Here is a 22154-nt window from a genome sequence, read left to right on the forward strand (position 1 = left end):
CAGTCAACGCAAATCGATACTTCCCAGGCGGCGCGCTTCCAGCGGCGCATCCCGTCTGAACCCCTCGAAATAACGGCCGCCATGCAAGGCAAGCTCCCGATCGGCCAAAGCCAGAAACTGGGCGCCGTCGCCCGCTGCCGCCAGACTGAACGCCGCGTCGAATTCGGCTGCCAGTTGCGCATCGAGCTTCTTCATGAGGCGCGGCGCCCATTTTCCGCGGCCGGTCCATGCGCCGCGTCCGAGCAGAATCAGGTCGGCCAGCTTCTGGTAGAGAAGTGCGGCGATGGCAGCGACCTCTTCGGGCGGGCGGGCGCCGCGCAGGTCATCGGCCAAATCGGTGACCTGGTAACGCAGCATGTCGTAGTCCGCCCCGGCAGGAGGTTTCGGTCCTGCCGCCAGCATACTTGCCGCCTTTGCCTGGATGACGCGCGCGCTGTCGATATCCAATCCCACTATACAGCCTGTCGCCACCATGTTGACCATGATGGGATAGCCGCTGTCTGCGTCCTGATGGAGGTAATGCGCCAGCGTCTGCGGATCGTGGACAAAGGCTTCGACTGGAAACTCATCCGCGCTGAACGATTCCCGCCAAGCTCTTTGGAGCGACGGAAATACCACGACTAGATCGATATCCGAAAAGGCGGTGCCTTCGCCTCGCATGATGGAGCCGGCGACATAGGCGAATGCTGCCCCGGCATAGCGGCGGGCGATGCAGCGGCGGGCGACGGCCAGTGCCCGCTCCGCAAGAACATGTTTCTGGATATCGTCCACGATCTCGTCCTCGAATACGGGGCACAGGCGGGAACAAAAAACCCGCTCGTTTCCGGCGGGTTGGTTTCAGCAGCAATGAACGGAATTCAGTTCACGCGTCTACCACCCACCGCGGCGCGGTGGTCGTAGACGTCATCGAAACTGCAAATATCCTGCTCATGGCTAAGGTTAACCCGCGGCCGCGACAGCGTCAATGCACCGAAGCCGGACGCCAAGGACGGCTTTCCCGGCGCGATGTTTTGCGTCTAAGATGCATCAAGACTCGAAACAGGAAGAGCCCGCCCATGTCCGATCCCGCCACCGTCATCCCGCTTCCGCAACCGGTGTTGTTGCCGGTCGAAAGCAGCGCCGAGCGTTTTCCGGTGCGCCGCGTCTATTGCGTCGGGCGCAACTATGCCGACCATGCGATCGAGATGGGGCATGATCCCAGCCGCGAGCCGCCCTTCTTCTTCCAGAAGAATGCCGACAACCTGCTGCCGGCCGGCAAGGCCTTTCCCTATCCGTCACTGTCGAACGACGTGCATTACGAGGTCGAATGCGTGCTGGCGCTGAAATCAGGCGGCGCAAACATCCAGGCCGCGGACGCGCTAGACTGCGTCTACGGCTATGCCGTCGGCATCGATTTCACCCGTCGCGACCTCCAGGGCGAGGCAAAGAAGCTTGGTCGTCCCTGGGAGATCGGCAAGGCCTTCGAACATTCCGCCCCTATCTCCCCAATCGTTCCGGCCAGCCGCCTCGGCCACCCCGCGCAGGCGAAGATCTGGCTGGAACAGAACGGCAAGCGCGTGCAGGACGGCGATCTCAACCAGATGATCTGGAAGGTGCCGGAGATCATCGCCGAACTGTCGAAGCTCTTCACTCTCGCAGCCGGCGATATCATCATGACCGGCACGCCCGCCGGCGTCGGCGCGGTGGCCAGGGGCGATCGCATCAATTGCGGTATCGACGGCGTCGCCACGCTATCGGTCGAGGTCGTCTGAGGAGGAAGCCATGCCCGTCTACGCGCTTGGCGGATCGACGCCGAAACTGCCCGCAGCCGGCCTCTATTGGATCGCACCGGATGCCAACATCATCGGCCAGATCGAACTCGGCGAGAATGTCGGCATCTGGTTCGGCGCCGTGCTACGCGGCGACAACGAGCCGATCACCGTCGGCAAAGGCACGAACATCCAGGAAGGCGTGATGGCCCATACGGACATCGGCTTCCCGCTGACAACAGGCAAAGGCTGCACCATCGGCCACCACGCCATCCTCCACGGCTGCACCATCGGCAACAACACGCTGATCGGCATGGGCGCCACCATCCTGAATGGTGCGAAGATCGGCAACAACTGCCTCGTCGGCGCCAATGCGCTGGTCACCGAAGGCAAGGAATTCCCCGACAACTCCCTGATCGTCGGCGCACCTGCCCGCGCAGTGCGCGTGCTCGACGAGGCGGCAATCGAGGCCATCCGTCGCTCGGCAGAAAACTACGTCGCCAACTGGCAACGCTTCGCCCGCGATCTCAAACAGATCGGGTGATTGGGTACCTCGGCGGCAGGTGACCAGCCCCGTCCTTCGAGGCCCCTGCGGGGCACCTCAGGATGAGGCTGGAGAGAGGGCCGCGGGTGAGAGAAGGTTATGTGCGTCAAGTTCAGCAAAAAGGGCGGTCATGAGACTGGTCATGCGGCATTGCGGAGAGCGAGTTTCTTATGCTCTCTGAGATCGTCCATGTTGATGTATCGATTGGCCTCCATCCAGTTTTCGTGGGTTTCGACGGCAAGCGCCCTGACCAGGCGCAGGCAGCTTTCGGTGTTGGGAAAGATGCGCACGACGTAGGTTCTACGACGGATTTCCTCGTTGAGGCGCTCGAGCATGTTGGTGCTCTTGAGATGCTTGTGGTGAGTGCGCGGTAGCCGGAAGAAAGTGAGCGTCTGCTCGATGGCTTCCTCGACCCAGCCGGTCAGCCGTGGATATTTTCCCGACCATTTGCCAAGCCAGGCGGAAAGATCGGTTTTCGCCTCGGCGAGATCGCGCCGGTCGTAGATCCATCGCAGTTCCTGCAGGCAATCGTCGCCGTGCTTGCGTGGCAGATGGTCGAGCGCATTGCGCAGGAAGTGCACATAGCAGCGCTGCCAGGCGGCTTCCGGAATGACTTCGCCGATCGCCGCGACGAGGCCGGCATGATCGTCGGAGACGACGAACTCGACACCCTTGAGGCCGCGGGCTTTCAATCCCAACAGGAAGTCCTTCCAGGCCGAGCGGCTCTCGCGGCCGGCCATCTCGACGGACAGGATTTGCCGCCGGCCGTCCCAGTCGATGCCGACGGCGATCAGCACCGCCTGGCTCCTGACGACGCCGCCCTCTCTGACCTTCTCATAACGGGCATCGAGGATGAGATAGGGAAAGGGCTCTTGAAGCGGGCGGCAGGCAAAGGCCTTTAGGCTTTCATCGAGCCGCTTGTTGATCGCCGAGATCGATGAGGCCGAGAACGCATGCCCGCACAGTTCTTCGGTGATCGCCTTGACCTTGCGCGTCGACACCCCCTGCACATACATCTCGGCCAGCGTGGCGACCAGCGCCCGCTCCGAGCGCTGGTAGCGTTCGAACAGCTCGGTGGAGAAGTGTCCCGAGCGGTCCTGCGGCACCCTGAGTTCCAACTTGCCCACCCGCGTTATCAGCGTGCGGCCGTAATGGCCGGAGCGGTAGCCGAGCCGCTCGGGCGTGCGTTCGCCTTTCGCGGCTCCCAAAGCCTCGTCCATCTCGGCTTCAAGGACCTCCTGCATCACCGCGCGCAGCACCTCGTGCAGCCCATCGGGGTTCGAAAGCAGAATGTCTTTGACGGTAGCAACAGCAGTCTTATCTTCTGTCTTGGTCATGGTGGCGTTCCTTCCAGGGAATCAGGTGACGTTGAACATCACCAGCCTGCCATGACCGCCCCTCTCAGTGAATTTGCAGAACCTTCCGCACACTACCTGAGAGAAGGACGACGGATGACGGTCGCGAATTCATCAGCCTGCCAGACACCCATCAGCCTCCCAACCACACGGCACACCGATCAGCCCTCATCTGAGGTGCGCAGGCCAAAGGCCGGAGCCTCGAAGGACGGGGGCGGGTGGTCAGGCGCCCTCTCCGCCCGCCTCCGCCGCTCACCACACCCCCGGAATCCAGCGCCACCGCACACGCTCCATGTACTCCGCATAGCCTTCGAGGCCCTTGCGCAGTTCGGCCTCCTCGCCGAGCGTGCGGCCGAAGAGGACGACGACGAGCAGGCCGGCGGGGATCAGCGCGTAGAGCGATCCGAGCGACAGCGCCATGCCGGCGCTGAGCACGATGGCGGTTGCGTATCCGGGATGGCGGATTACGGCGTAGGGTCCGGTGTCGATCACCTTGTGGTCGCGGTCGGCCGTAATGCGCACCGTCGGCTCGAAATGCCGGTTGACCGATTGCGCCCAGGTCAGGCCGAGATAACCTGATGTCATCAGGAGATAGCCGATAAAGACGACCCAATCGGGCTGCGGCGCCCAGTGGAAACGTCCGTCATCGAATGCGCCGACCGGAAGAATGGCAGCAAGGAGAACGATCGTCAGCGTCGCCACCACGGCGTCCCAGGATTTGGTACCCTTCTGGTATCGGCTGCGCGCCGCAAACAGCTCCGGATTCGTCCGCCAGATCCAGATGATTGCGACAGCAGTCAGCACAAGGAACAGGCCGAGAAAAATCCAGCCGCGCGGCCAGTCGAGCGTGCCGGCCGGCCAGAACAGCGCTACAAACATCACGGCAATGGTGATGGCGAGCGATCCGAGCGATGGCGCCGCGGCGAATGAGTGACCGGGCCGGATGTCCCGCTGTATCATGATCGCTCTCCGTTCCATTACAGCGCCGAGCGTCCTTTTAGACGCGCAGAAGGACGCTGCACATGGCGGATTTCATTGAAAAAATCGCCTTACTCGGCGGCTTCGAGAAATTGGCTGTTTCGTGAGGATGAGGCAAGAGCCTGAACCCTGGCCTCGGCCTTCGCGATCAGCTGATAGAATTCGTCCTGCGCTTCGACATCCAATTGAATGACGGCATTGACGTCATCAGGCGTATCGCAAACGCAGGCGACCGCAGAAATCGGACAGATGCCGCCGGGATAACGCCTGCCGGCGCCCGTATAGGCGCGACGTCCCCAACGCTCGGAATAGACCGTCTCTTCCCGCTCAAGCTGCAGGATCGTTCCCTTGCAGGCGGTCACGATAGCCGCCTTGCCGTAGGCGAACCAGTGATAGTTCAGCCTCCGGAGAATATATTTGCCGGTGATATCTTCGCCAGCCAGTTCGGCAGGGTTTTCAATCATTCTAATCATGACGGCTTCCTCAACGTTTAAACAATATCCGTCATGTCTTCGCGCGCAGCAAGTCAAAAAACGCTGCTTTTGGAGACACTTAGTCACAAAGTGTTTCCGATTCTTACATTAACCACGCGCTGAGCACCCCCTTGTGCACACAATTCTTCGTCGAATTTCCCGCAACCTGCTACCGATTTCGTCATTGTCCTATGTGGCAGTCACGTCAATGTCCCCTTGTGTTTTTCGGCGCGGGCTCGATATCTCTACCTAATTGGCCCGAAGACCACGCCGTTTTCATCCCGGAAAGCGGGCGGCTGGTTTGCCGGTTCGCCATGAGCATGATGCCGAAAAGTGTAAGCGGTTTTCGGATGACATCATGCTCTAACTCTTTCATTTAGAACAGGATTTAGGTTTTAGACCGATCCGGCCTAAAATGATCCTGTTCCAGCAGGAGAGCATCATGGTCGACGCGATCAACCCCATCTCCGCCACCGCCGCGTCCGAGCCCACCAAGGTCGGCACCAGCACCTCGATCGGCTCCGAACCAGACAATGCCTGGGTCGCCGCCCACCAGTCGCAGATCACCGCTGACCAGCTGGCAACGAAGAAGGCCGTGGAGAAGGAGGCCGCAAGTGGTCTCATCCCGCACGCGGATCTGATTGTCGAAAACGAGGAGCATCCGCAAAAGCGGCACGGGCATGCGGCATCGGGCGACGGGGAAGAGGCCGGCGACCAGGCGGAACAGCCGGTCTTGTCAGGCGAAAGCGATCGGATCGGCACCCGGAATTTCGACGACGACACGCCCTTCGGCGAGCGCGTCGCCATCATCTGATCGAAACGCAGACAGGAAACCGTCCGCGCGGTCATTTCGAGCCCGCAAGCTGGGCTTCGATCGCCGCCTTATCGATGACCGACCAGACCTCAATGATCTTGCCGCCGCGAAATTCGTAGATGACGTTCTCGGTGAAGGAAAGGCGTCTGCCGTTCACATCGAGGCCGAGGAATTTTGCCTTCGGCCTGCAATCGAAGCCGAGCCGGCAGGCGACGTATGGCGGATCGCAAAGCAGCATCAGCACCTTGAAATAGAGATCGGGAATCTCATCGAAGTCCCGCTCGAGCATGGCGACGTAACCCGGCAGCCCGAGCCGCCGGCCGTTATGAACCGCATCGTCGCCGACGAACTGCCCGAGATCGGGCCAGTCCTGCCTGTTCAAGCAGGCTATGTAGCCGCGATATATCTCCGCGAGTTCGGTTTTCGTCACGCGATCGCCCCTGGCTTGGTTTCTCAGGCAAAGATGGCGCCGGGGCACTTGCCAGCGGCGAACGCGCCGCCTCGAGAATTTCCGTTCAAGAGAACTCGCCTGCACGCCCGCAAGGGCGGCAATGACGGTCCCGGCAAGGGCGGCTCTGAATCTAAGCCGGGCTAACCCGATCGGCGAAAAGAAAGTGAGAGGCGAGGAAGCTTACGCCGCGCAGGCCTCGCACAATCCGCGGATCTCGATCGTCGTCTTTTCCGGCTTGAACTTCTGCCCCCGCACCCATTCCATCAGCCGGTGGTCGACCTCGTGGTCGTGGAACTCCGTCACCTGACCGCAGCTTTCGCAGATGGCGAAGGCGACGATGCCGTGGCTGTGGCAGTCGTCGCCCGGATGGGCACAGGCGACGAAGGAGTTGATGCTTTCGAGCCGGTGCACAACGCCATATTCGAGTAGCTTCTCCAGCGCCCGGTATACTTGCAGCGGAGCGCGAAAACCGTGGTCGCGCAGCTTGTCGAGAATGGTGTAGGCGCTGAGCGGCCCATCGGCCTTTTCGAGCACGTCGAAAACAAGCGACTGGTTCTTGGTCAATTGCGGTGTCGTCATGAGCCTTGTCCTTGCATGACCGCGCGGTGGCGCCTGACGGGAAGCAGGCTGAGAATGAAGAGGATCAGTGCCGCGACCACGATCGAGGGGCCGGAGGGCGTGTCGTAGGTGAGTGAACCGAACAGCCCGCCGACGACGGCCGCCGCTCCGATCAGCGAGGCGAGCACCGCCATGATTTCCGGCGTCGGCGAGAAGCGCCGCGCCGCGGCCGCCGGTATAATCAGCAGCGAGGTGATCAGCATGATGCCGACGATCTTCATGGCAATGGCGATGACGACGGCCATCAGCAGCATAAAGAACAGCCGCGCCCGCTCGGGCTTCAGCCCCTCGGCCTCGGCGAGCTCGGCATTGACCGTTGCGGCCAAGAGCGGCCGCCAGAGCCAGGCCATTGCCACGAGCACAAAGAGCCCGCCGCCCCAGATCAGTGCGATGTCGGTGGTGGAAACGGCAAGGATATCGCCGAACAGGAAGGCGATGAGATCGATCCGCACCCAGCTCATGAAGGCGACCATGACGAGGCCGATCGCAAGGGTCGCATGCGAGAGGATGCCGAGCAGCGCATCGGCCGACAGCGCCTGGCGCTTCTGCAGGAAGAGCAGCAGCACCGACACGAGGGCGGCGACGGCAAAGACAGCCAGCGTCAGGTTGAGTTCGAAAAGCAGTGACAGTGCGACGCCGAGCAGCGCTGAATGGGCAATCGTGTCGCCGAAATAGGCCATGCGCCGCCAGATGATGAAGCAGCCGAGCGGCCCTGTCGTCAGCGCCAGACCAACGCCGGCAAGAATGGCGCGCACGAAGAAGTCGTCAAGCATGGCGGTCCTCCGTGGCATGGGTATGCGGATGGTCATGTTCGTGGTGGTGCCCATCATGACCATTGTCGTGCTCACGACTGTGGTCATGCGCGTGATGCCCGTCATCGGGATGGCAATGGTCGGTCACCGTGCCGTCGGCATGTTGCACGCGGCCGTCCGGCAGATGCGTATGATCGTGGTGATGGCTATAGACGGCAAGCGTCTGCGCCGCCCGGCTGCCGAACAGCTGCACATATTCCGGGCTGCGGCTGACCGACTCTGGCGTGCCGCGGCAGCAGACATGACCGTTGAGGCAGATGACCGTGTCGGTCTCGGCCATGACGACGTGGAGATCGTGCGAAATCAGCAGGATGCCGCAGCCCGTCGAATTGCGGATCGACTTGATCAGGTCGTAGAGGGCGATCTCGCCGGAAAAATCGACCCCCTGCACCGGCTCGTCGAGGACCAGCAGATCGGGCTTGCGGGCAATCGCCCGGGCCATCAGCGCCCGCTGGAATTCGCCGCCGGAGAGGTGCTGGACCTCGGCATCGAGCATATGGGCAATGCCGGCGGATTCGAGCGCCGAGAGCATATCGCGCTCCGGCAGCGGTCCGGTCAGCGTCATCAGCCGGCGCACCGAAAGCGGCAGCGTCCAGTCGATCGCGAGCTTCTGCGGGACATAGCCGACCTTGAGGCCGGCTTTGCGCTCCACCCTGCCCTCGTCGGGCTTCAACACACCGATCGCCGCCTTGGCGCTGGTCGATTTGCCCGAGCCGTTCGGCCCGATCAGCGTAACGATCTCGCCGCGCGAGACGGAAAAATCGACACCGCGCACCAGCCAACGACCACTGCGTAGAATGCCGACATCTTCAAGCGAAACCAGCGGTTCGGCCCTGATACCGGCGGGGGTCTTTGCGGGAGAGAGCATCAAATTTTCCGAAAGTGCTGTTGCGTCCTGCTATTGCACACGTTATAGCATAACGCAATTGATGTAATAACATAACAACTGCAATTCAAGCGGAGCATATTGATGAAACGCGCCTTGGGGCCTGCCCTCAAAATCTTGGCCCTCAGAATGCCGGCCCTCGCAATCCCGGTCCTGGCGATCTCCACCCTGCTCTTTTCCGGCACCATGCGGGCAGCCGATGCACCCGTCGTCGTCACCTCGATCAAGCCGATCCATTCGCTGGTTTCGGCGATCATGCAGGGTGTCGGCGAACCTGAATTGATCGTCGCTGGCGCCGCCTCCCCGCATACCTACAATCTGAAGCCATCGAATGCCCGCGCCCTGCAGGACGCCAAGGTAATCTTCTGGGTCGGCCCCGGCCTTGAGGCCTTCCTCGAAAAGCCGCTGCAGGCGCTGGGCCGGGATGCCAGCATCGCTGCTCTCGACGACGCGCCCGGCCTCGTCAAGCTGCCTTTCCGCGAAGGCGGCGCATTCGAGCCGCATGATGACGCCCCGGAGCACGAAAGTGCTTCCGGTCAGCATGATGAGGCTGACGCCGCACATGATGCTGATCCCGGGCACACCAGTGACCACGACCATGACCATGACCACGATACATTCGACACCCATCTCTGGCTCGACCCGATGAACGCCAAGGCCATGGCGGCCATGATCACCACGACGTTGGTCGCCGCCGATCCCGCCAATGCTCTGACCTATCAGGGCAACGCCAAGGCGCTGGACGACAGGCTGGATGCGCTCGATACCGAGATCAAGGGCATGGTCGCTCCCGTCAAGGACAAGCCCTTCATCGTCTTCCACGACGCCTACCAATATTTCGAGCACCGCTACGGTATCCGCGTCGCCGGCTCGATCACCGTCAGCCCGGAAACCATTCCCGGCGCCGAGCGTGTTTCGGAAATCCACCGCAGGGTCGGCGAACTCGGCGCCACCTGCGTCTTTGCCGAGCCGCAGTTCGAGCCGCGCCTCGTCAATGTCGTCATCGAAGGCACGCGCGCCAAGTCAGGCGTGCTCGATCCCGAAGCGGCAACGCTGAAGGCCGGTCCCGATCTCTACTTCAACCTCATGCGCGGCATCGCCAACAGCATGAAGGACTGCCTCTCCAGCGCATGACTCTCATGCGCCGCTCCGCGCGTCCTGCCGGACACGCGACGCTCCAGGGAGAGCTGAGGCGGAAAAAGGCGGACAACCCCGTTCCGCCTTTTTTCGGACCGTCAAATGTAATGATATAACATTAATAAGACTCTGATGAGGTTCCCATGGACATTAGACTTCCCGTCACGGTGCTTTCAGGCTTCCTCGGCGCCGGCAAGACGACGCTGCTCAACCACGTGCTGACCAATCGCGAAGGCTTACGCGTCGCGGTTATCGTCAACGACATGAGCGAGGTGAATATCGATGCCGCCCTGGTGCGCGACGGCGGCGCCAATCTCTCCCGCACCGAGGAACAGCTCGTCGAGATGACCAATGGCTGCATCTGCTGCACGCTGCGCGACGATCTGCTGAAGGAGGTGCGCCAACTCGCCGATCAGGGCCGCTTCGATTACCTCTTGATCGAATCGACCGGCATCGCCGAGCCCCTGCCCGTCGCCACCACCTTCGAATTTCGCGACGAGAATGGCCAAAGCCTTTCCGATGTCGCAAGGCTCGACACCATGGTGACCGTCGTCGACGCCGCCAATCTGCTTGCCGATTATGCCTCGGCCGATTTCCTCGCCGACCGCGGAGAAACGGCCGGCGACGGCGACAACAGAACCATCGTCGACCTGCTCGTCGAGCAGATCGAATTCGCCGATGTCGTGGTGCTGAACAAGATCGGCACGGCAACCAAGGAAGAGCGCGACGCCGCGCGCAAGATCATCACCGGCCTCAACCCGGATGCGAAGCTGATCGAGGCGGATTTCGGCAAGGTCGCCTTGAAAGACGTGCTCGGTACCGGCCGCTTCGATATCGACAAGGCCGAGACCCATCCGCTCTGGTACAAGGAACTGCACGGTTTCCGCGACCACGTGCCGGAGACCGAGGAATATGGCATTCGCTCCTTCGTCTATCGCGAGAAGCGGCCCTTCCATCCGGCAAAACTGCAGGCCTTCCTCGATCGGACATGGCCAGGCGTGGTGCGCGCCAAGGGCTTCTTCTGGCTGGCGACGCGCCCGCACCATGTCGGCGAGATCAGCCAGGCGGGCGCAATCGTGCGCACCGGCAAGATGGGTCTCTGGTGGGCGGCCGTACCCCGCGAACAATGGCCTGAGGAACCGGCCTTCATGCGCGCCATCGGCCCTTATCTCGACCCCGTCTGGGGCGACCGCCGCCAGGAAATCGTCTTCATCGGTGCCGATCCGATGGACGAAGCCTGGATCAGGAAGGAACTCGACGCCTGTCTCATCAGGACAGATGTCTTCGCGCCCGAGCGCTGGCGCGACCTGCCCGATCCTTTCGCCAGCTGGAACAGGCAGGCGGCATGAAGGCGAAGGCAATCAAACGCACTCTCTGCGCCTGTACCGAATGCGAACCGCTGCCGCCGGTCGAAGGGCTTCATCCGCTTACGCACGAGGAGGATACCGACGCTGAAATCGGAAGACCAAGAGGTTTTCTCGGCATCATTGCTGAACGGGTCATGCCGTCGCGCAGGCAACCCTGAAGCGGGTCACAACCGCCGCCAATTGAAGAAGCGCAGGAAGGGCGCGAAACTGCTACACGCCCTCCCAAAGTCAAAAAGGCGGCCGAAGCCGCCCTTTCCTGATCTATCGACCGATCAGCGACCGGCAATAATGCTGGAGATGATGCCGCTGGTGACGCCGATCAGCAGGTAGTCGTGATCGGCCCGCACCCAGCGATAACCGCGCGGCGGAGGCGCCAGCCGGTAGCGGCGGTAGTCGTTGACATCGGAGAAGCGGCGACGCTCGCTGGCATTGACGCGGTATCCCCTCTTCCAATGCGACCGAACGACCGTCTTCTTGACGACCACCTTCTTCTGCACGACGACAGGCGGACGGCGATGATCGTCGGCGCTGGCCTGGGAAACAACCATCGGGGAAAGAAGGAAGGAGGCGGAAAGAAGAGCTGCAAAAATCTTTTTCATGTGGGGGTCCTCATGTTGGGCACGTGACCAAACTAGGGCCGAAAAGATGAACCGAAACTGAAATAAAAATTAAACTTTTGTAATGAAATCCAATAGCTACGGGTCGAAGTTTATATTTTAGATTAAACTTGTACACCGTGACGTATAGTCTGTCGCCATCGGCGCGCCCAGCCAGGTTCATCCTTTGGCAGCGCCTCAGGCATGACCGAAGAAAAGAAATTTGCGGAGCATCTGAGGATGGGGCTGGGCGACGCGCCCCTCCTGTGCTCATCGCCTGGAAGGCGCCACCGTGCAGGGATGTCCCGCTGCTGGCGGCGGCAGGTGCTCAAGCGATTTGGCATAACGAGATGCATAAAAAAACTTGAAACGGGCGCATAATCGAGTTTCGAAGCGACGTATCTTGGGAACAGGAGAATTCTGAATATCCGGTGAGGGGACGATCAGAGCAAGACAACGAAGACCACAATGGAGGAAAACATGCCCGGTATCAGCATGCGCTACATCGTCGACGACGTTGACGCCGCGGTGGAATTCTACACGAGACATCTCGGCTTCTCCGTCGCGCTTCGTCCCGCACCGAGTTTCGCCATCCTGACCAGGGACGGTTTTCGTCTGTTCGTCAGCGGCATGACGGGACCGGGCGGAGCATCTCAAGCAATGCCCGACGGACGAAAGCCGGAGCCTGGCGGATGGAATCGTATCCAGATCGAGGTCGGAGACCTGGAGGCGAAAGTCACCGCACTGCGCCAAGCCGGTGCGCGCTTCCGCAACGAGATCGTGCAGGGCATCGGCGGCAAGCAGATCCTGCTCGATGATCCGGCCGGAAACCCGATCGAACTCTTCGAAGCGCCCAAGAGGTGAACGGAGCGACGTCGGTCACGGCGGTCGCCACACATTCCTGCACTCTACATCAACACACATGACCCCGATCATGCGGTTCGCAACACAACTTGTGCTCCGCATCCGCAGACCGGCGCTTGTCGATCACAGCGAGCTCCTGCCGCGAGAATATCAGCTGCGCCTTGCCACCAGTGTGCGAGCGTGTAGTTTCAGATTCCTATCAATTCGAAGGCAGGGAAAACATGTCCGAATCCGCCGGCGGACTCTCCGACTATGTTGGGATACTAGCCGTGTTTCTTCTCGTCGCCGCCAATGGCTTCTTCGTTGCCGCCGAATTCGCCCTGGTGTCGGTCAGGCGTAGCCGTGTCGCCGAACTCGCTGCGGCAGGCCGCATGAACGCCTCGGCACTTCAGCGCGCCGTCGACAATCTCGACTCCAACCTTGCAGCCACCCAGCTCGGCATCACCATCTCCTCGCTCGCCCTCGGCTGGGTTGGCGAACCGGCGCTTGCCCACCTGATCGAGCCGCTGCTGTCCTGGCTGCCCGGGCAATGGGCGACGGCGGGCGCGCATACTGTTGCCGTTGTCATCGCCTTCATCATCATCACGGCCCTGCATATCGTGCTTGGCGAGCTCGCGCCGAAGAGCCTGGCGCTTCAGCGCAGCGAGGCCACTTCGCTTGCCGTGGTGCGCCCGCTCGGTCTGTTCCTGATATTGTTCAAACCGGCGATCTTCGTCCTGAACGGCATGGGCAACCTGGTGCTGCGCGGTGTCGGTCTTCGCGCCGGAACCGGGGAATCATCGTTCCATTCGCCGCAGGAGCTCAAGCTTTTGATCGCCGAGAGCCAGGAAGCCGGCCTTCTCAACCAGGTGCAGCAGCAGCTCGTCGAGCGGGTCTTTAACATCGGCGAGAGACCGATCTCCGACATCATGACGCCGCGTCTCGATATCGATTGGTTCGACGCCGACGACAGCGAGGCCGAGATCCTGAAGACGATCCGCGAATGCAGCCACGAACAGCTGCTGGTCGCGCGAGGCTCGATCGACGAACCGATCGGCATGGTGCTGAAAAAGGATCTTCTCGATCAGGTTCTCGACGGCGGCAGGGTCCGGCCGATGGAGGTGATCAAACAGCCGTTGGTGCTGCATGAGGGCACCTCGGTCGTCCGCGTGCTCGACAGTTTCAAGGCCTCACCCGTTCGCCTCGCCATCGTCATCGACGAATATGGCAGCCTCGAAGGCATCGTCACCCAGACCGACCTGCTCGAAGCCATCGCCGGCGACCTGCCGGGATCCAACGAAGAGCCCGATATCGTCGTCAGGGAAGACGGGTCGCTCTTGATCGATGCGATGATGCCGGCCTTCGACGCCTTCGAACGGCTGGGCCTGCGCGATCGTCCGGATGCCGATTTCCATACGCTGGCGGGCTTCGCGCTGCATCAGCTCCAGCACATCCCCGAAGCCGGCGAAACCTTCGTCTTCGACAACTGGCGCTTCGAAGTGCTCGACATGGACGGCATGCGTATCGACAAGATGCTCGCGACGCGCATTCCCGCGGATGGGGCGGAGGCCTAGAGCCAAGGAAAGGCTCTAAAGCATGTCGCGCAAAAGTGTGCCGCGGTTTTGCGACAACGACATGCGTAAAAACAAATGCCTAAAGCGCGAGGAGCGAATCTGAAAGGTCGCGACGCGCTTTAGTTCACCGCCAGCGTCCAGAGCATTCCCGCGGCTGCGCAGGCTAGCAGCGTCGCGATCACGGAAGCCTTGAAGCGGAAGATCGCTATCGCCGCGGCGGCAGACAGCGCCATTGCCGCCGGCACGGCCGATTGCAGCACCGGAATATCGAGCCGCAAGCCGCCAAGCTGGACGGTCGCAACCTCGGCAAACAGCGTGTGCAGGGCAAACCAGATAGCGAGGTTGAGGATAACCCCGACCACCGCCGCTGTTATGGCCGACATCGCGCCGGCGAGCGCTATGTTGCCGCGCAGTTTTTCGATGAACGGCGCGCCGAGGAAGATCCACAGGAAACAGGGCACGAAGGTCACCCAGCTCGTCAATATCGCCGCAAGCGTTGCAGCAAGCATCGGGTCCAGCGCTCCCGGATCCCGGTAGGCGCCCATGAAGCCGACGAACTGGACGACCATAATCAGCGGCCCCGGCGTCGTCTCGGCCATGCCGAGACCATCCAGCATCTCCCCGGGTTTCAGCCAGCCGAAATGCTGCACGGCCTCCTGTGCGACATAGGCAAGCACGGCATAGGCCCCGCCGAAGGTGACGACCGCCATTTTGCTGAAGAACAGGCCGATTTCGGTAAAGACGTTGTCAGCACCGAAGGTTGCGTAGAGCGCCGCGAGCGGCGCGAGCCAGAGGGTAAGCAGCACGGCCGAGATACGCAGCGACCAGGCGAGATTCGGGCGCGCATGCGCCGGTATGCCTTCGCCAAGCGCCGACTCGGCATCCGACAGCACCGGCCCGCTTCCGGCCTTATGGCCGCCGCCGGTCTGAAAGGCGGCAAGCCCGAACCTGCCGCCGAGGAAGCCGGCAATGCCGGCCGCGAGCACGATCAGCGGGAACGGCACATGGAGAAAGAAGATGGCGATGAAGGCCGCGGCCGCGATACCGACCATGACGCGATTCTTGAGCGCACGGCCGCCGATGCGGATGACGGCCTGCACGACGACGGCAAGCACCGCCGCCTTCAGCCCGAAGAACAGGCCGGCGACGATGCCGACATTGCCGTAAGCCGCGTAGATATAGCTGAGACAGAGGATCGACAGGAACCCAGGCAGCACGAACAGCAGGCCGGCGACGAGACCGCCCACTGTCCGATGCATCAGCCAGCCGATATAGATGGCGAGCTGCTGCGCCTCGGGTCCGGGAAGCAGCATGCAATAGTTCAGCGCATGCAGAAAACGGTGCTCACCGATCCATCGCTTCTCGTCGACGATGATCCGGTGCATGACGGCGATCTGGCCGGCGGGGCCGCCGAAACTCAGGGCGGCGACACGCAGCCACACCTTGAAGGCCTCGCCAAACGAGACGCCGTGATGATGCCCCTCTCCCGCGTCTTCCTCCGCCATTTTGCCGCCTGGCGCTTTATCCGTCATCTCGACCATCTCATGCCCTCTTCTTCGGCGCCGGCCAGTTGTGGGTTTCCTCGGTCGCATCGCGGCACCAGCGGAAGAAGGCGTCGTAGAGAAGCATCCCGGCCTCGAGCTGTTCCAGATCGTCGGAATACATCCTGGAGAGGCCGAGCGAGGCGGCCAGCAGGCCCGCCGCCTCGGGCGCGAGATCGAGCCTTGCGGTATCCGCCGCCCTGACGATCCGCGCCAGACGCAGGAGCGGCTCCGATGCCAGCCCGAACTCCTCGACCATGACATCAAAGGTGCAGAGTTCGCCGCGATGGCTCCAGAACACGTCATCGATATCGAAGGGCACCGCCCCGAAGCGCTCGCTGACGGCTAAAACCTCAGGCGCCGGCACGAACAGGAATACGGCGCTCGGATCGACGAAGCGCCGGATAAGCCAGGGACAGGCGATGCGGTCGATCTTCGGCCGCGCCCGCGTCACCCAGACGGTGCGCCCCTCGGCATCGCGGCGCGGCAGCTCGGCGTCAGGCACCGCCAGTCCGCCGGCAATCCAGGCTTCGAAGCCGCCTTCGAGGCTCTCGGCGTCGATCCCGGCATGGCGCAGGTGGGCGGCGACGCCATGGCTGAGTTTGCTGCCCTTCTGGCAGACCACGACGACGGAATCGGCATCGACGCTGCCCGCCCAGGACCCGATCTCGGCATGGCCCCGCCGGATGGAGCTAGGCACCAGGCGCGGATCGAGTGCGAAGTCCTCCTCGGTGCGAACGTCGATAATGCAAGGCGCACCGGGGGTTCCGATAAGGCGGTTGAGCTTGTCGGGAGAAATTTCGAGAAATGACGGCATGACGCGTCCCTCCGTTGATCGGTTTTACTGGACGCGATTCTTCAGCATGACGCCTCGTGGGGTGATCGCGACCCCATGCGGAAATCATTCGCAAACAGACCCGGTGGTGTCAAGCGCATTGCGCCATGGCGGCTTGCTGTCCGCACCCGCGGCCCGCCATCCACCACCGCATCCGATCGGCCGGCAGCTCTACCACCGGGTCTCTGCCGTCGACCGCAAAGCAGATGAGGAGTGAACGGCAAAGCCCGCGAATGCGCGGAGCGCCAGTAAAGCGAGAATAATGAGTACGAAAACCCAATCAGCACAAGCGCTTCGGCCCAGAACGGAACAAAATGCCCACTTCGGCATTCTTCTGTCACCGAAAGAGGAGAAAGTACCATGACGTACGACCCCAATAATGCCAACGACCCGAACCGCCCGCTGAACCCAAATCTGGATCTGCGCACCACGCCGAGCGCGCGCAGCAGTAATACGTGGGTTGTCTGGGTCGCTGCATTGGCCGTGATCGCTGTCGCTGCATTCGCCTATTCGCAGTGGAGCACCCCCGGCACATCCCCGGACACGACAGCCTCCACGACCCAATCAGAGCCGGCGCCGGCCAAGCCGATCGCTCCGACCGACAACAGCGCAACGCCTGCACCGGCACCAGCACCGGCCACTCCGCCGGCTGCCCCTGCACAGCAGTAATCGCTGCTCGGTCAGAAGAAGCCGGCCCAGTGCCGGCTTCCTCTCGGCTGCTAGCTCTTGAAGCTTTTTAAGTAAACCCTATTTAAGGGATACTAAATCTGTTTCTGACGGCTGACCACGGAGGTACTGGCAGCCGTTATCGAGACTGATCGAGGAAGGTCGGTGCGAGTTTCGCCCGGCCTTTTTTCTTGACCTCGTCATCCATGGCGACAGGCTACTGGCAACGCCTGGATCGGAATATTATTTGGGAATCCTGTTATAGAAGGACTGCGGATCGTACACGCACTCGTAGTCGAGGAGGCAAAGCTTGCCATTGGCATCCCTCACCCTTGCGGTGTCGTACTTGTCGCCGAGATTGCACCTGGCCGGCGGATAACGGAAGCTGCGGCCGCCAAAGCCCATGCGCACAAAAACCGCCTTGTCCTTGCGGATGATCTGCGCAAGCTCTTCGCAACTGTGATCCCTGGCATTGACCTCCACCGCCTCGGCGGCAAGAGCGACGGACGGAAACAACAGTGCGACGGCCAGAACAACGCTTTTCATGGAAACTCCTGAATGTGAGAGAGCGAAGGTAGGGCATCGCACCGCGTGCCGCCAGTGCGGGAACCGTCCGAACTATACGGCTGAGCACAGAGCCGGAGTGGACAAGGGCCATTCCGGCACAGAAGGTCGATGTGTCCCCGCCGGAAGCTTCGATTGGCCGAAACCAGGCGTTACGCCAAAAACGCGACCTTGGCGCTCTTGATCGTCACAAAGATTGCGGTTGCGACTATTTACGTCCTTAGACTAAACGCCTCGCATTCCTTCCAGGAATACGCACCGCCCATAGCAGTGATGGCGGCACTGTCGTTTTTCATCGTCGCAGCACTCTGGCTCGCCGGCATGAAACTGAGCGGCGGCGATTGAGCGACACACAAAGGACGGTCTAACTCTTTCAATCCCTCGCATCGTGCTTTCCGAAAATCGATTCCGATTTTTTCGGGCTGATACGCTAGGGAAAATTATAGGGCGACGCGGGGTCGAAGACGCAGGAATAATCGAGGATGCACTGTTTTCCACCTGCATCGCGCAAACTGGTCGTGGTGCGCTTATCGCCCATGCTGCATTGGGCGGGCGGATAACGGAAACTGCGGCCGCCGAAACCGACGCGGACAAAGACCTTTTTGTTCTGGCGGATGATCTGCGTAAGCTCGCTGCAGCTATGCTCGCTCGCTTTGACGTTCATGACGCCTGCGGCAAAGGCAGGCAACGGCAGAGACAATGCGACGGCAAAAATAACGCTTCTCATAGACCCTCCCGATACGCGAGAGGGAGATAGGGCGCACGGACTGACGCGGCCAGTCCTACGGACAGCGCGAACCATGCCGCTCGCTTCGAGAACAGTTTCCGGCAGGCCGGAAAATCCGGCCTGAATTCGAATATATCAATCTTTTCAAGAAATTTGGTGGGTGATGTAGGGCTCGAACCTACGACCCGCTGATTAAGAGTCAGCTGCTCTACCAACTGAGCTAATCACCCGTTCGCGCTTGGCTGCGCGGTGTGACGGGGCGTATAAACAGGATCGGCAGCCTTGTCCAGCGCATAGCCGAAATTTCTTTGGTTAACCGCGAAGATTTTTCGGTTTGGCTGAAATGCAGCGCATAACCCCGAAAATCGGAATCGATCTTCGGAAAGGATATGCGCAGATTCAAAGTGATAGAGCGTCCTTAGCGCGTCCTGTCGGACGCGCGGCGTTCTAATCAAATCAAAGGTCGAGCGTGCCGCTGGCCAGCCGCACTGCCTGGCCGCCGATCCGCGCGTTGGAGATCGCCCCGCCGTCGACATCGATATGCAGGTGGATGAAGGACGGCCGGCCCATCTCGACCCCCTGCTCGATCATGATCGGATGATGCCCGTCCGTCAGCCGGTCGAAATGGTGGATCGCACCGGAGAGTGCGGCCGCCGCCGAACCGGTAGCCGGGTCTTCGACGATGCCCATGCCGCTTGCGAACATTCGCGCATGGAACTTTGCCACGTGGTTGACGCCGCCGCGGCAATAGACATAGGCCGAGGCAAGCGCGCCATCGACGAAGGGCACGATTTTTTCCCAGAGTTGCGGATCGAATTCCACCCGCTGCGTGGCTCCGACATCGTGCACCGGAATGAGCAGGAAGGGAACGCCGGCACTCCAGACGGAGGGCACATGATTTTCGAAGCCGATCTCGGTCACCTTCAGCGACAGCGCATCGGCGATGCCGAGTTTGTCGAGCGGCATGATGGCCGGCTGCGATTTGCGCGGCAGGTCGAATTCGGCAAAGCTCGCCTCACCTTCTCTCAGCCGAACCGCGCAGCGCACCGGCCCGACATTTTCCTCAAGCACCGAGACGAGATCGCGCGTAGCAGCACCATGTGCCCGTTCGGCCAGCGCCACCGCCGTACCGACCGTCGGATGGCCGGCAAAGGGCAGTTCGCGCCCCGGCGTGAAGATCCTGAGCCGTGCCGCATAGGCGGGATTGGTCGAAGGCTGCACGAAGACCGTCTCGGAGAGATTGAGCTCCCGGGTGATCGCCTGCATCGCCTCGTCGCTGAGATCGTCTCCGTCGAAGATCACCGCCAGCGGATTGCCCGCAAGCTTTCGATCGGTGAACACGTCATAGACGCTGTAGCTTCGCGCCACATCGGCCTCCTTGAATCGTCATCGCGCCGCCAACCTGCCCGACCACGCGAGCGAGTGCAAGGCGCTAAAACGTGTCGCGTCAACCGGATTCACACGACGCGCTTTCGATCGTTACGTGGTGCGTGTCGTTATCCCGGAACGCTGCATGGCTTTGGGCGGCATACATCAACTCCGTTCGGCCTTACCGAAATACCAGTCGATCACAGGCAACATGGCGATGTTATAGGCATGGGCGGAGGGATCGGCCGAGCGGATCGCCACCGCGCCCGCGATCTCCTGATCCTCGGCGACGAGCATATGCCGCTCGATCCGCTCGATCATCTCATCCGCCGTCATATCGAAGCGGAATAACCGCAGCAGCGTCACCGTGCGCTTGTTATGAGTGGCGAACAGCCCCTCACCCGCGACGGATTCGGCAAGATCGAGCCCGGTCTCCTCATGGACTTCGCGGCGCATATTGGCTTCGATGTCGCAACGACCGTCGACGACATCCTCCGGCTCCAGCGAGCCGGCGGCGAAATAGACCTGGCCGGGATTGGCGGTATGGGCGCCCATGCGGATCGCCACCAGTGCGCCGTCGGAGGTCTCGAGCACCGGATAGGCGAAGATGTGAATGCCGCCCTGGCGCTGCGGCTGCCGGCGCCACCACATGAAAGCGGAAAAGGGAATGACGTGGCCCTCGCCGGCAATCCCGTCTTCACCGAGCGATACGAACCGCTGGAACACCATGCGCCCGTCGAACAGCGCCGGATTGGCAGCAGTCTCCCTGCCCCAGTTCTCCCGGATCGCCGCCTCTTCGGCGGCGACGAAGGGATGGGGACCGGGCAGAATGCGCAGATCCACGCCGGCAATCGGAAAGACCGTCGCCTCCGGCGGCCAGCCGGCGAAATCATCGGAAAAATTGATGTTGGTGAAATTCGCGTTCAAATTTGCATTCATGGGAGATCCAGTGTCATGACGACGGGGCAGTGATCGGACGCCTTCGGCCTGTCCCAGCCGGTGCGCGGATAACGCTCCACCTCCTGCCCCGGCGGGAAGACAGTGCGGTAGGGCTGGCCGCTGCGGATGATTTCGGGCAGGCGGCCGGCATTATGGGCGGCAAGTGCTGGCGAAAGCCAGAGATAGTCGAGTTGGCAAAGCCACTGCTCGTGTGGCCCGCGAGCGTGATAGAGCGTCCAGCGGTCGAGGGGTTCGCGGCGGCGCACGACATTTTCGGCAAAGCCGTCGCTACTGAAAACGTCGAGCGCGCTTTCGGTCTCGTTCTGATGTTCGAAGCGATAGCCGGTGCCCCGGCGGCCGATGACATCGACACGCTCCTGATAATCGTTCATGTCTCCGCAGATGGCGAAGCTCTTCGTGCCGGCTTGCTCCGCACTGAAGCGATCCTCGATGATGCGTCGCACGGCGCGCGCCTCGGCGCGGCGGATCGGCATGGTCGATTGCCGCCCGTCCAGCCCATCGCGCGGATTGCCCATCGACTTGAAATGAACGACGTAGAGCGAAAACGGCCGGCCGCCGATCAGAAGGTCGAGCTCCAGGCAGTCGCGCTTGAAGATCTTGTCGTCGATGCGGTTGGTGAGCGCCAGATCCTCATTGAAGAGATCGAGATCGCGATAGGTCGTCATCGCATGGCTTCTGATATCCCTGAGCTCGATCTTCTGGCCGTCGCGCGTTTCCTCGCGCATCAGCACGGCAACATCGATGCCGCGGCTGTCATTGCCCTCGACCAGGAATTTCTGCCGATAGCCGTTGCCGACCATGCGGAAGAGATAGCCGTATTCGAAGGCCTGCAGGGCAGCCATATTGTCGATTTCCTGCAGGCACAGGATATCGGCGTCAGCATCGGCGATCGCAAGGGCCGACATCTGCCGCGTGTCGTCGGTCGCAGCGATCACCCGCGCCTGCTCGAGCTGCTGGTACACACCCTCGCTCGACACCTGGAAAAGCTTGATGACCCGGTCCTGGCGCAGCTGGTTGCGGAAGCCGGTGAAATCGAAACGGGTCAGGAGATTTTCGACGTTGAAGGTGGCGAGGCGAAGCGACATGGCAGGAGTCCGGTTGCGGGCAGTACCTTATCCGGCAATCGCCACAGGAAAAGGTGGCGGGACCAAGAAAGTTGCGAATAACCGCCCGCTTGCAGCCCGGACGTAGCGAGCTGTGAATTCAAGGGCTGACAATCTCCCGCAAGCATCTGGATAGCAGCGGTTAGAACAGTTATGTAATGTCTTCTATATTGTTTATGAATTTCCAGATGTTT

The 22154-nt window shown here is 61.4% G+C and carries 26 protein-coding genes and 1 tRNA gene; 10 read left to right on the forward strand and 17 right to left on the reverse strand.

Going from position 1 to position 22154, the window contains the following annotated elements:
* Positions 1–3 precede the first annotated feature (3 nt).
* Positions 4–771, reverse strand: coding sequence for a nucleotidyltransferase domain-containing protein (locus BA011_RS11640; RefSeq protein ID WP_065280579.1), 768 nt, complete (start codon positions 769–771; stop codon positions 4–6).
* A 284-nt stretch (positions 772–1055) separates the two neighbouring features.
* Between BA011_RS11640 and BA011_RS11645 the strand changes: the two genes are divergently transcribed.
* Both BA011_RS11645 and BA011_RS11650 read left to right on the forward strand, forming a co-directional pair.
* Positions 1056–1751 carry a fumarylacetoacetate hydrolase family protein gene (locus BA011_RS11645; protein ID WP_065280580.1) on the forward strand — a complete coding sequence of 232 codons (696 nt, stop codon included), beginning with the start codon at positions 1056–1058 and terminating at the stop codon, positions 1749–1751.
* Positions 1752–1761: 10 nt separating this feature from the next.
* The gene (locus BA011_RS11650; protein ID WP_065280581.1) at positions 1762–2292 is read left to right on the forward strand and encodes a gamma carbonic anhydrase family protein; all 531 of its coding nucleotides are present in this window, start codon (positions 1762–1764) and stop codon (positions 2290–2292) included.
* 140 nt (positions 2293–2432) lie between these two features.
* Here BA011_RS11650 and BA011_RS11655 read toward each other — a convergent pair whose 3' ends face one another.
* The 3 genes from BA011_RS11655 to BA011_RS11665 form a co-directional block, all read right to left on the reverse strand.
* Complete coding sequence (locus BA011_RS11655; protein ID WP_065279141.1) at positions 2433–3629, reverse strand: IS256 family transposase; 1197 nt, start codon at positions 3627–3629, stop codon at positions 2433–2435.
* 270 nt (positions 3630–3899) lie between these two features.
* Positions 3900–4607 (reverse strand): methyltransferase family protein, encoded by a 708-nt coding sequence (locus BA011_RS11660; RefSeq protein ID WP_186806546.1) that lies wholly within the window; start codon positions 4605–4607, stop codon positions 3900–3902.
* Positions 4608–4696: 89 nt separating this feature from the next.
* Positions 4697–5098 carry a hypothetical protein gene (locus BA011_RS11665; protein ID WP_032992104.1) on the reverse strand — a complete coding sequence of 134 codons (402 nt, stop codon included), beginning with the start codon at positions 5096–5098 and terminating at the stop codon, positions 4697–4699.
* 442 nt (positions 5099–5540) lie between these two features.
* On the opposite strand from BA011_RS11665, the gene BA011_RS11670 reads away from it, so the two are divergent.
* Positions 5541–5912 carry a hypothetical protein gene (locus BA011_RS11670; RefSeq protein ID WP_065282507.1) on the forward strand — a complete coding sequence of 124 codons (372 nt, stop codon included), beginning with the start codon at positions 5541–5543 and terminating at the stop codon, positions 5910–5912.
* Positions 5913–5943: 31 nt separating this feature from the next.
* On the opposite strand, the gene BA011_RS11675 is transcribed toward BA011_RS11670, so the two are convergent.
* From BA011_RS11675 to znuC, 4 genes are all read right to left on the reverse strand, one after another.
* Positions 5944–6342 carry an ester cyclase gene (locus BA011_RS11675; RefSeq protein WP_065280583.1) on the reverse strand — a complete coding sequence of 133 codons (399 nt, stop codon included), beginning with the start codon at positions 6340–6342 and terminating at the stop codon, positions 5944–5946.
* Positions 6343–6543: 201 nt separating this feature from the next.
* Positions 6544–6942, reverse strand: coding sequence for a Fur family transcriptional regulator (locus BA011_RS11680; protein ID WP_065280584.1), 399 nt, complete (start codon positions 6940–6942; stop codon positions 6544–6546).
* Positions 6939–7754, reverse strand: a complete 816-nt coding sequence (znuB, locus tag BA011_RS11685; RefSeq protein ID WP_018482892.1) for a zinc ABC transporter permease subunit ZnuB — start codon at positions 7752–7754, stop codon at positions 6939–6941. Before znuB ends, BA011_RS11680 begins: the two co-directional genes overlap by 4 nt.
* On the reverse strand, positions 7747–8661 hold the full coding sequence (znuC, locus tag BA011_RS11690) for a zinc ABC transporter ATP-binding protein ZnuC (RefSeq protein WP_065280585.1): 915 nt from the start codon (positions 8659–8661) through the stop codon (positions 7747–7749). The genes znuB and znuC overlap by 8 nt, the downstream gene beginning before the upstream one ends.
* A gap of 102 nt (positions 8662–8763) precedes the next feature.
* Here znuC and BA011_RS11695 point away from each other — a divergent pair, with 102 nt between their 5' ends.
* The 3 genes from BA011_RS11695 (at position 8764) to BA011_RS11705 (ending at position 11341) form a co-directional block, all read left to right on the forward strand.
* The gene (locus tag BA011_RS11695) at positions 8764–9813 is read left to right on the forward strand and encodes a zinc ABC transporter substrate-binding protein (protein WP_065280586.1); all 1050 of its coding nucleotides are present in this window, start codon (positions 8764–8766) and stop codon (positions 9811–9813) included.
* A 146-nt stretch (positions 9814–9959) separates the two neighbouring features.
* A complete protein-coding gene (zigA, locus tag BA011_RS11700; RefSeq protein WP_065280587.1) occupies positions 9960–11165 on the forward strand; it encodes a zinc metallochaperone GTPase ZigA in 1206 nt (401 codons plus the stop codon).
* On the forward strand, positions 11162–11341 hold the full coding sequence (locus BA011_RS11705; RefSeq protein ID WP_065280588.1) for a hypothetical protein: 180 nt from the start codon (positions 11162–11164) through the stop codon (positions 11339–11341). Before zigA ends, BA011_RS11705 begins: the two co-directional genes overlap by 4 nt.
* A gap of 114 nt (positions 11342–11455) precedes the next feature.
* Here the strand turns inward: BA011_RS11705 and BA011_RS11710 are convergent, their stop codons facing one another.
* Entirely contained in the window at positions 11456–11782 is a 327-nt protein-coding gene (locus tag BA011_RS11710; protein ID WP_065280589.1) for an RcnB family protein, read from the reverse strand.
* A gap of 477 nt (positions 11783–12259) precedes the next feature.
* On the opposite strand from BA011_RS11710, the gene BA011_RS11715 reads away from it, so the two are divergent.
* Together BA011_RS11715 and BA011_RS11720 are read left to right on the forward strand one after the other, a co-directional pair.
* The gene (locus BA011_RS11715) at positions 12260–12643 is read left to right on the forward strand and encodes a VOC family protein (RefSeq protein ID WP_012758163.1); all 384 of its coding nucleotides are present in this window, start codon (positions 12260–12262) and stop codon (positions 12641–12643) included.
* Positions 12644–12864: 221 nt separating this feature from the next.
* On the forward strand, positions 12865–14196 hold the full coding sequence (locus BA011_RS11720; protein WP_065280590.1) for a hemolysin family protein: 1332 nt from the start codon (positions 12865–12867) through the stop codon (positions 14194–14196).
* 119 nt (positions 14197–14315) lie between these two features.
* Here the strand turns inward: BA011_RS11720 and chrA are convergent, their stop codons facing one another.
* Together chrA and BA011_RS11730 are read right to left on the reverse strand one after the other, a co-directional pair.
* The gene (gene chrA / locus BA011_RS11725) at positions 14316–15737 is read right to left on the reverse strand and encodes a chromate efflux transporter (protein ID WP_065280591.1); all 1422 of its coding nucleotides are present in this window, start codon (positions 15735–15737) and stop codon (positions 14316–14318) included.
* Position 15738: 1 nt separating this feature from the next.
* Positions 15739–16554, reverse strand: coding sequence for a chromate resistance protein ChrB domain-containing protein (locus BA011_RS11730; protein WP_065280592.1), 816 nt, complete (start codon positions 16552–16554; stop codon positions 15739–15741).
* Between the two features lie 378 nt (positions 16555–16932).
* Between BA011_RS11730 and BA011_RS11735 the strand changes: the two genes are divergently transcribed.
* Positions 16933–17241 carry a hypothetical protein gene (locus BA011_RS11735; protein WP_003541169.1) on the forward strand — a complete coding sequence of 103 codons (309 nt, stop codon included), beginning with the start codon at positions 16933–16935 and terminating at the stop codon, positions 17239–17241.
* Positions 17242–17481: 240 nt separating this feature from the next.
* Here the strand turns inward: BA011_RS11735 and BA011_RS11740 are convergent, their stop codons facing one another.
* Positions 17482–17784 carry a hypothetical protein gene (locus tag BA011_RS11740; protein WP_029870368.1) on the reverse strand — a complete coding sequence of 101 codons (303 nt, stop codon included), beginning with the start codon at positions 17782–17784 and terminating at the stop codon, positions 17482–17484.
* 153 nt (positions 17785–17937) lie between these two features.
* On the opposite strand from BA011_RS11740, the gene BA011_RS11745 reads away from it, so the two are divergent.
* The gene (locus tag BA011_RS11745; RefSeq protein WP_237352657.1) at positions 17938–18147 is read left to right on the forward strand and encodes a hypothetical protein; all 210 of its coding nucleotides are present in this window, start codon (positions 17938–17940) and stop codon (positions 18145–18147) included.
* Between the two features lie 85 nt (positions 18148–18232).
* On the opposite strand, the gene BA011_RS11750 is transcribed toward BA011_RS11745, so the two are convergent.
* The 5 genes from BA011_RS11750 to BA011_RS11770 form a co-directional block, all read right to left on the reverse strand.
* Positions 18233–18529 (reverse strand): hypothetical protein, encoded by a 297-nt coding sequence (locus BA011_RS11750; RefSeq protein ID WP_017961167.1) that lies wholly within the window; start codon positions 18527–18529, stop codon positions 18233–18235.
* A gap of 154 nt (positions 18530–18683) precedes the next feature.
* Positions 18684–18759: transfer RNA gene (locus BA011_RS11755), tRNA-Lys, on the reverse strand.
* Between the two features lie 226 nt (positions 18760–18985).
* The gene (locus BA011_RS11760; protein WP_065280593.1) at positions 18986–19897 is read right to left on the reverse strand and encodes a PhzF family phenazine biosynthesis protein; all 912 of its coding nucleotides are present in this window, start codon (positions 19895–19897) and stop codon (positions 18986–18988) included.
* Between the two features lie 165 nt (positions 19898–20062).
* Positions 20063–20836, reverse strand: a complete 774-nt coding sequence (locus BA011_RS11765) for an NUDIX hydrolase (RefSeq protein WP_065280594.1) — start codon at positions 20834–20836, stop codon at positions 20063–20065.
* A complete protein-coding gene (locus tag BA011_RS11770) occupies positions 20833–21942 on the reverse strand; it encodes an endonuclease/exonuclease/phosphatase family protein (protein ID WP_065280595.1) in 1110 nt (369 codons plus the stop codon). The genes BA011_RS11765 and BA011_RS11770 overlap by 4 nt, the downstream gene beginning before the upstream one ends.
* Positions 21943–22154 lie beyond the last annotated feature (212 nt).

The sequence above is a fragment of the Rhizobium leguminosarum genome (genome assembly GCF_001679785.1).
Classification (GTDB): Bacteria; Pseudomonadota; Alphaproteobacteria; order Rhizobiales; family Rhizobiaceae; genus Rhizobium; species Rhizobium leguminosarum_R.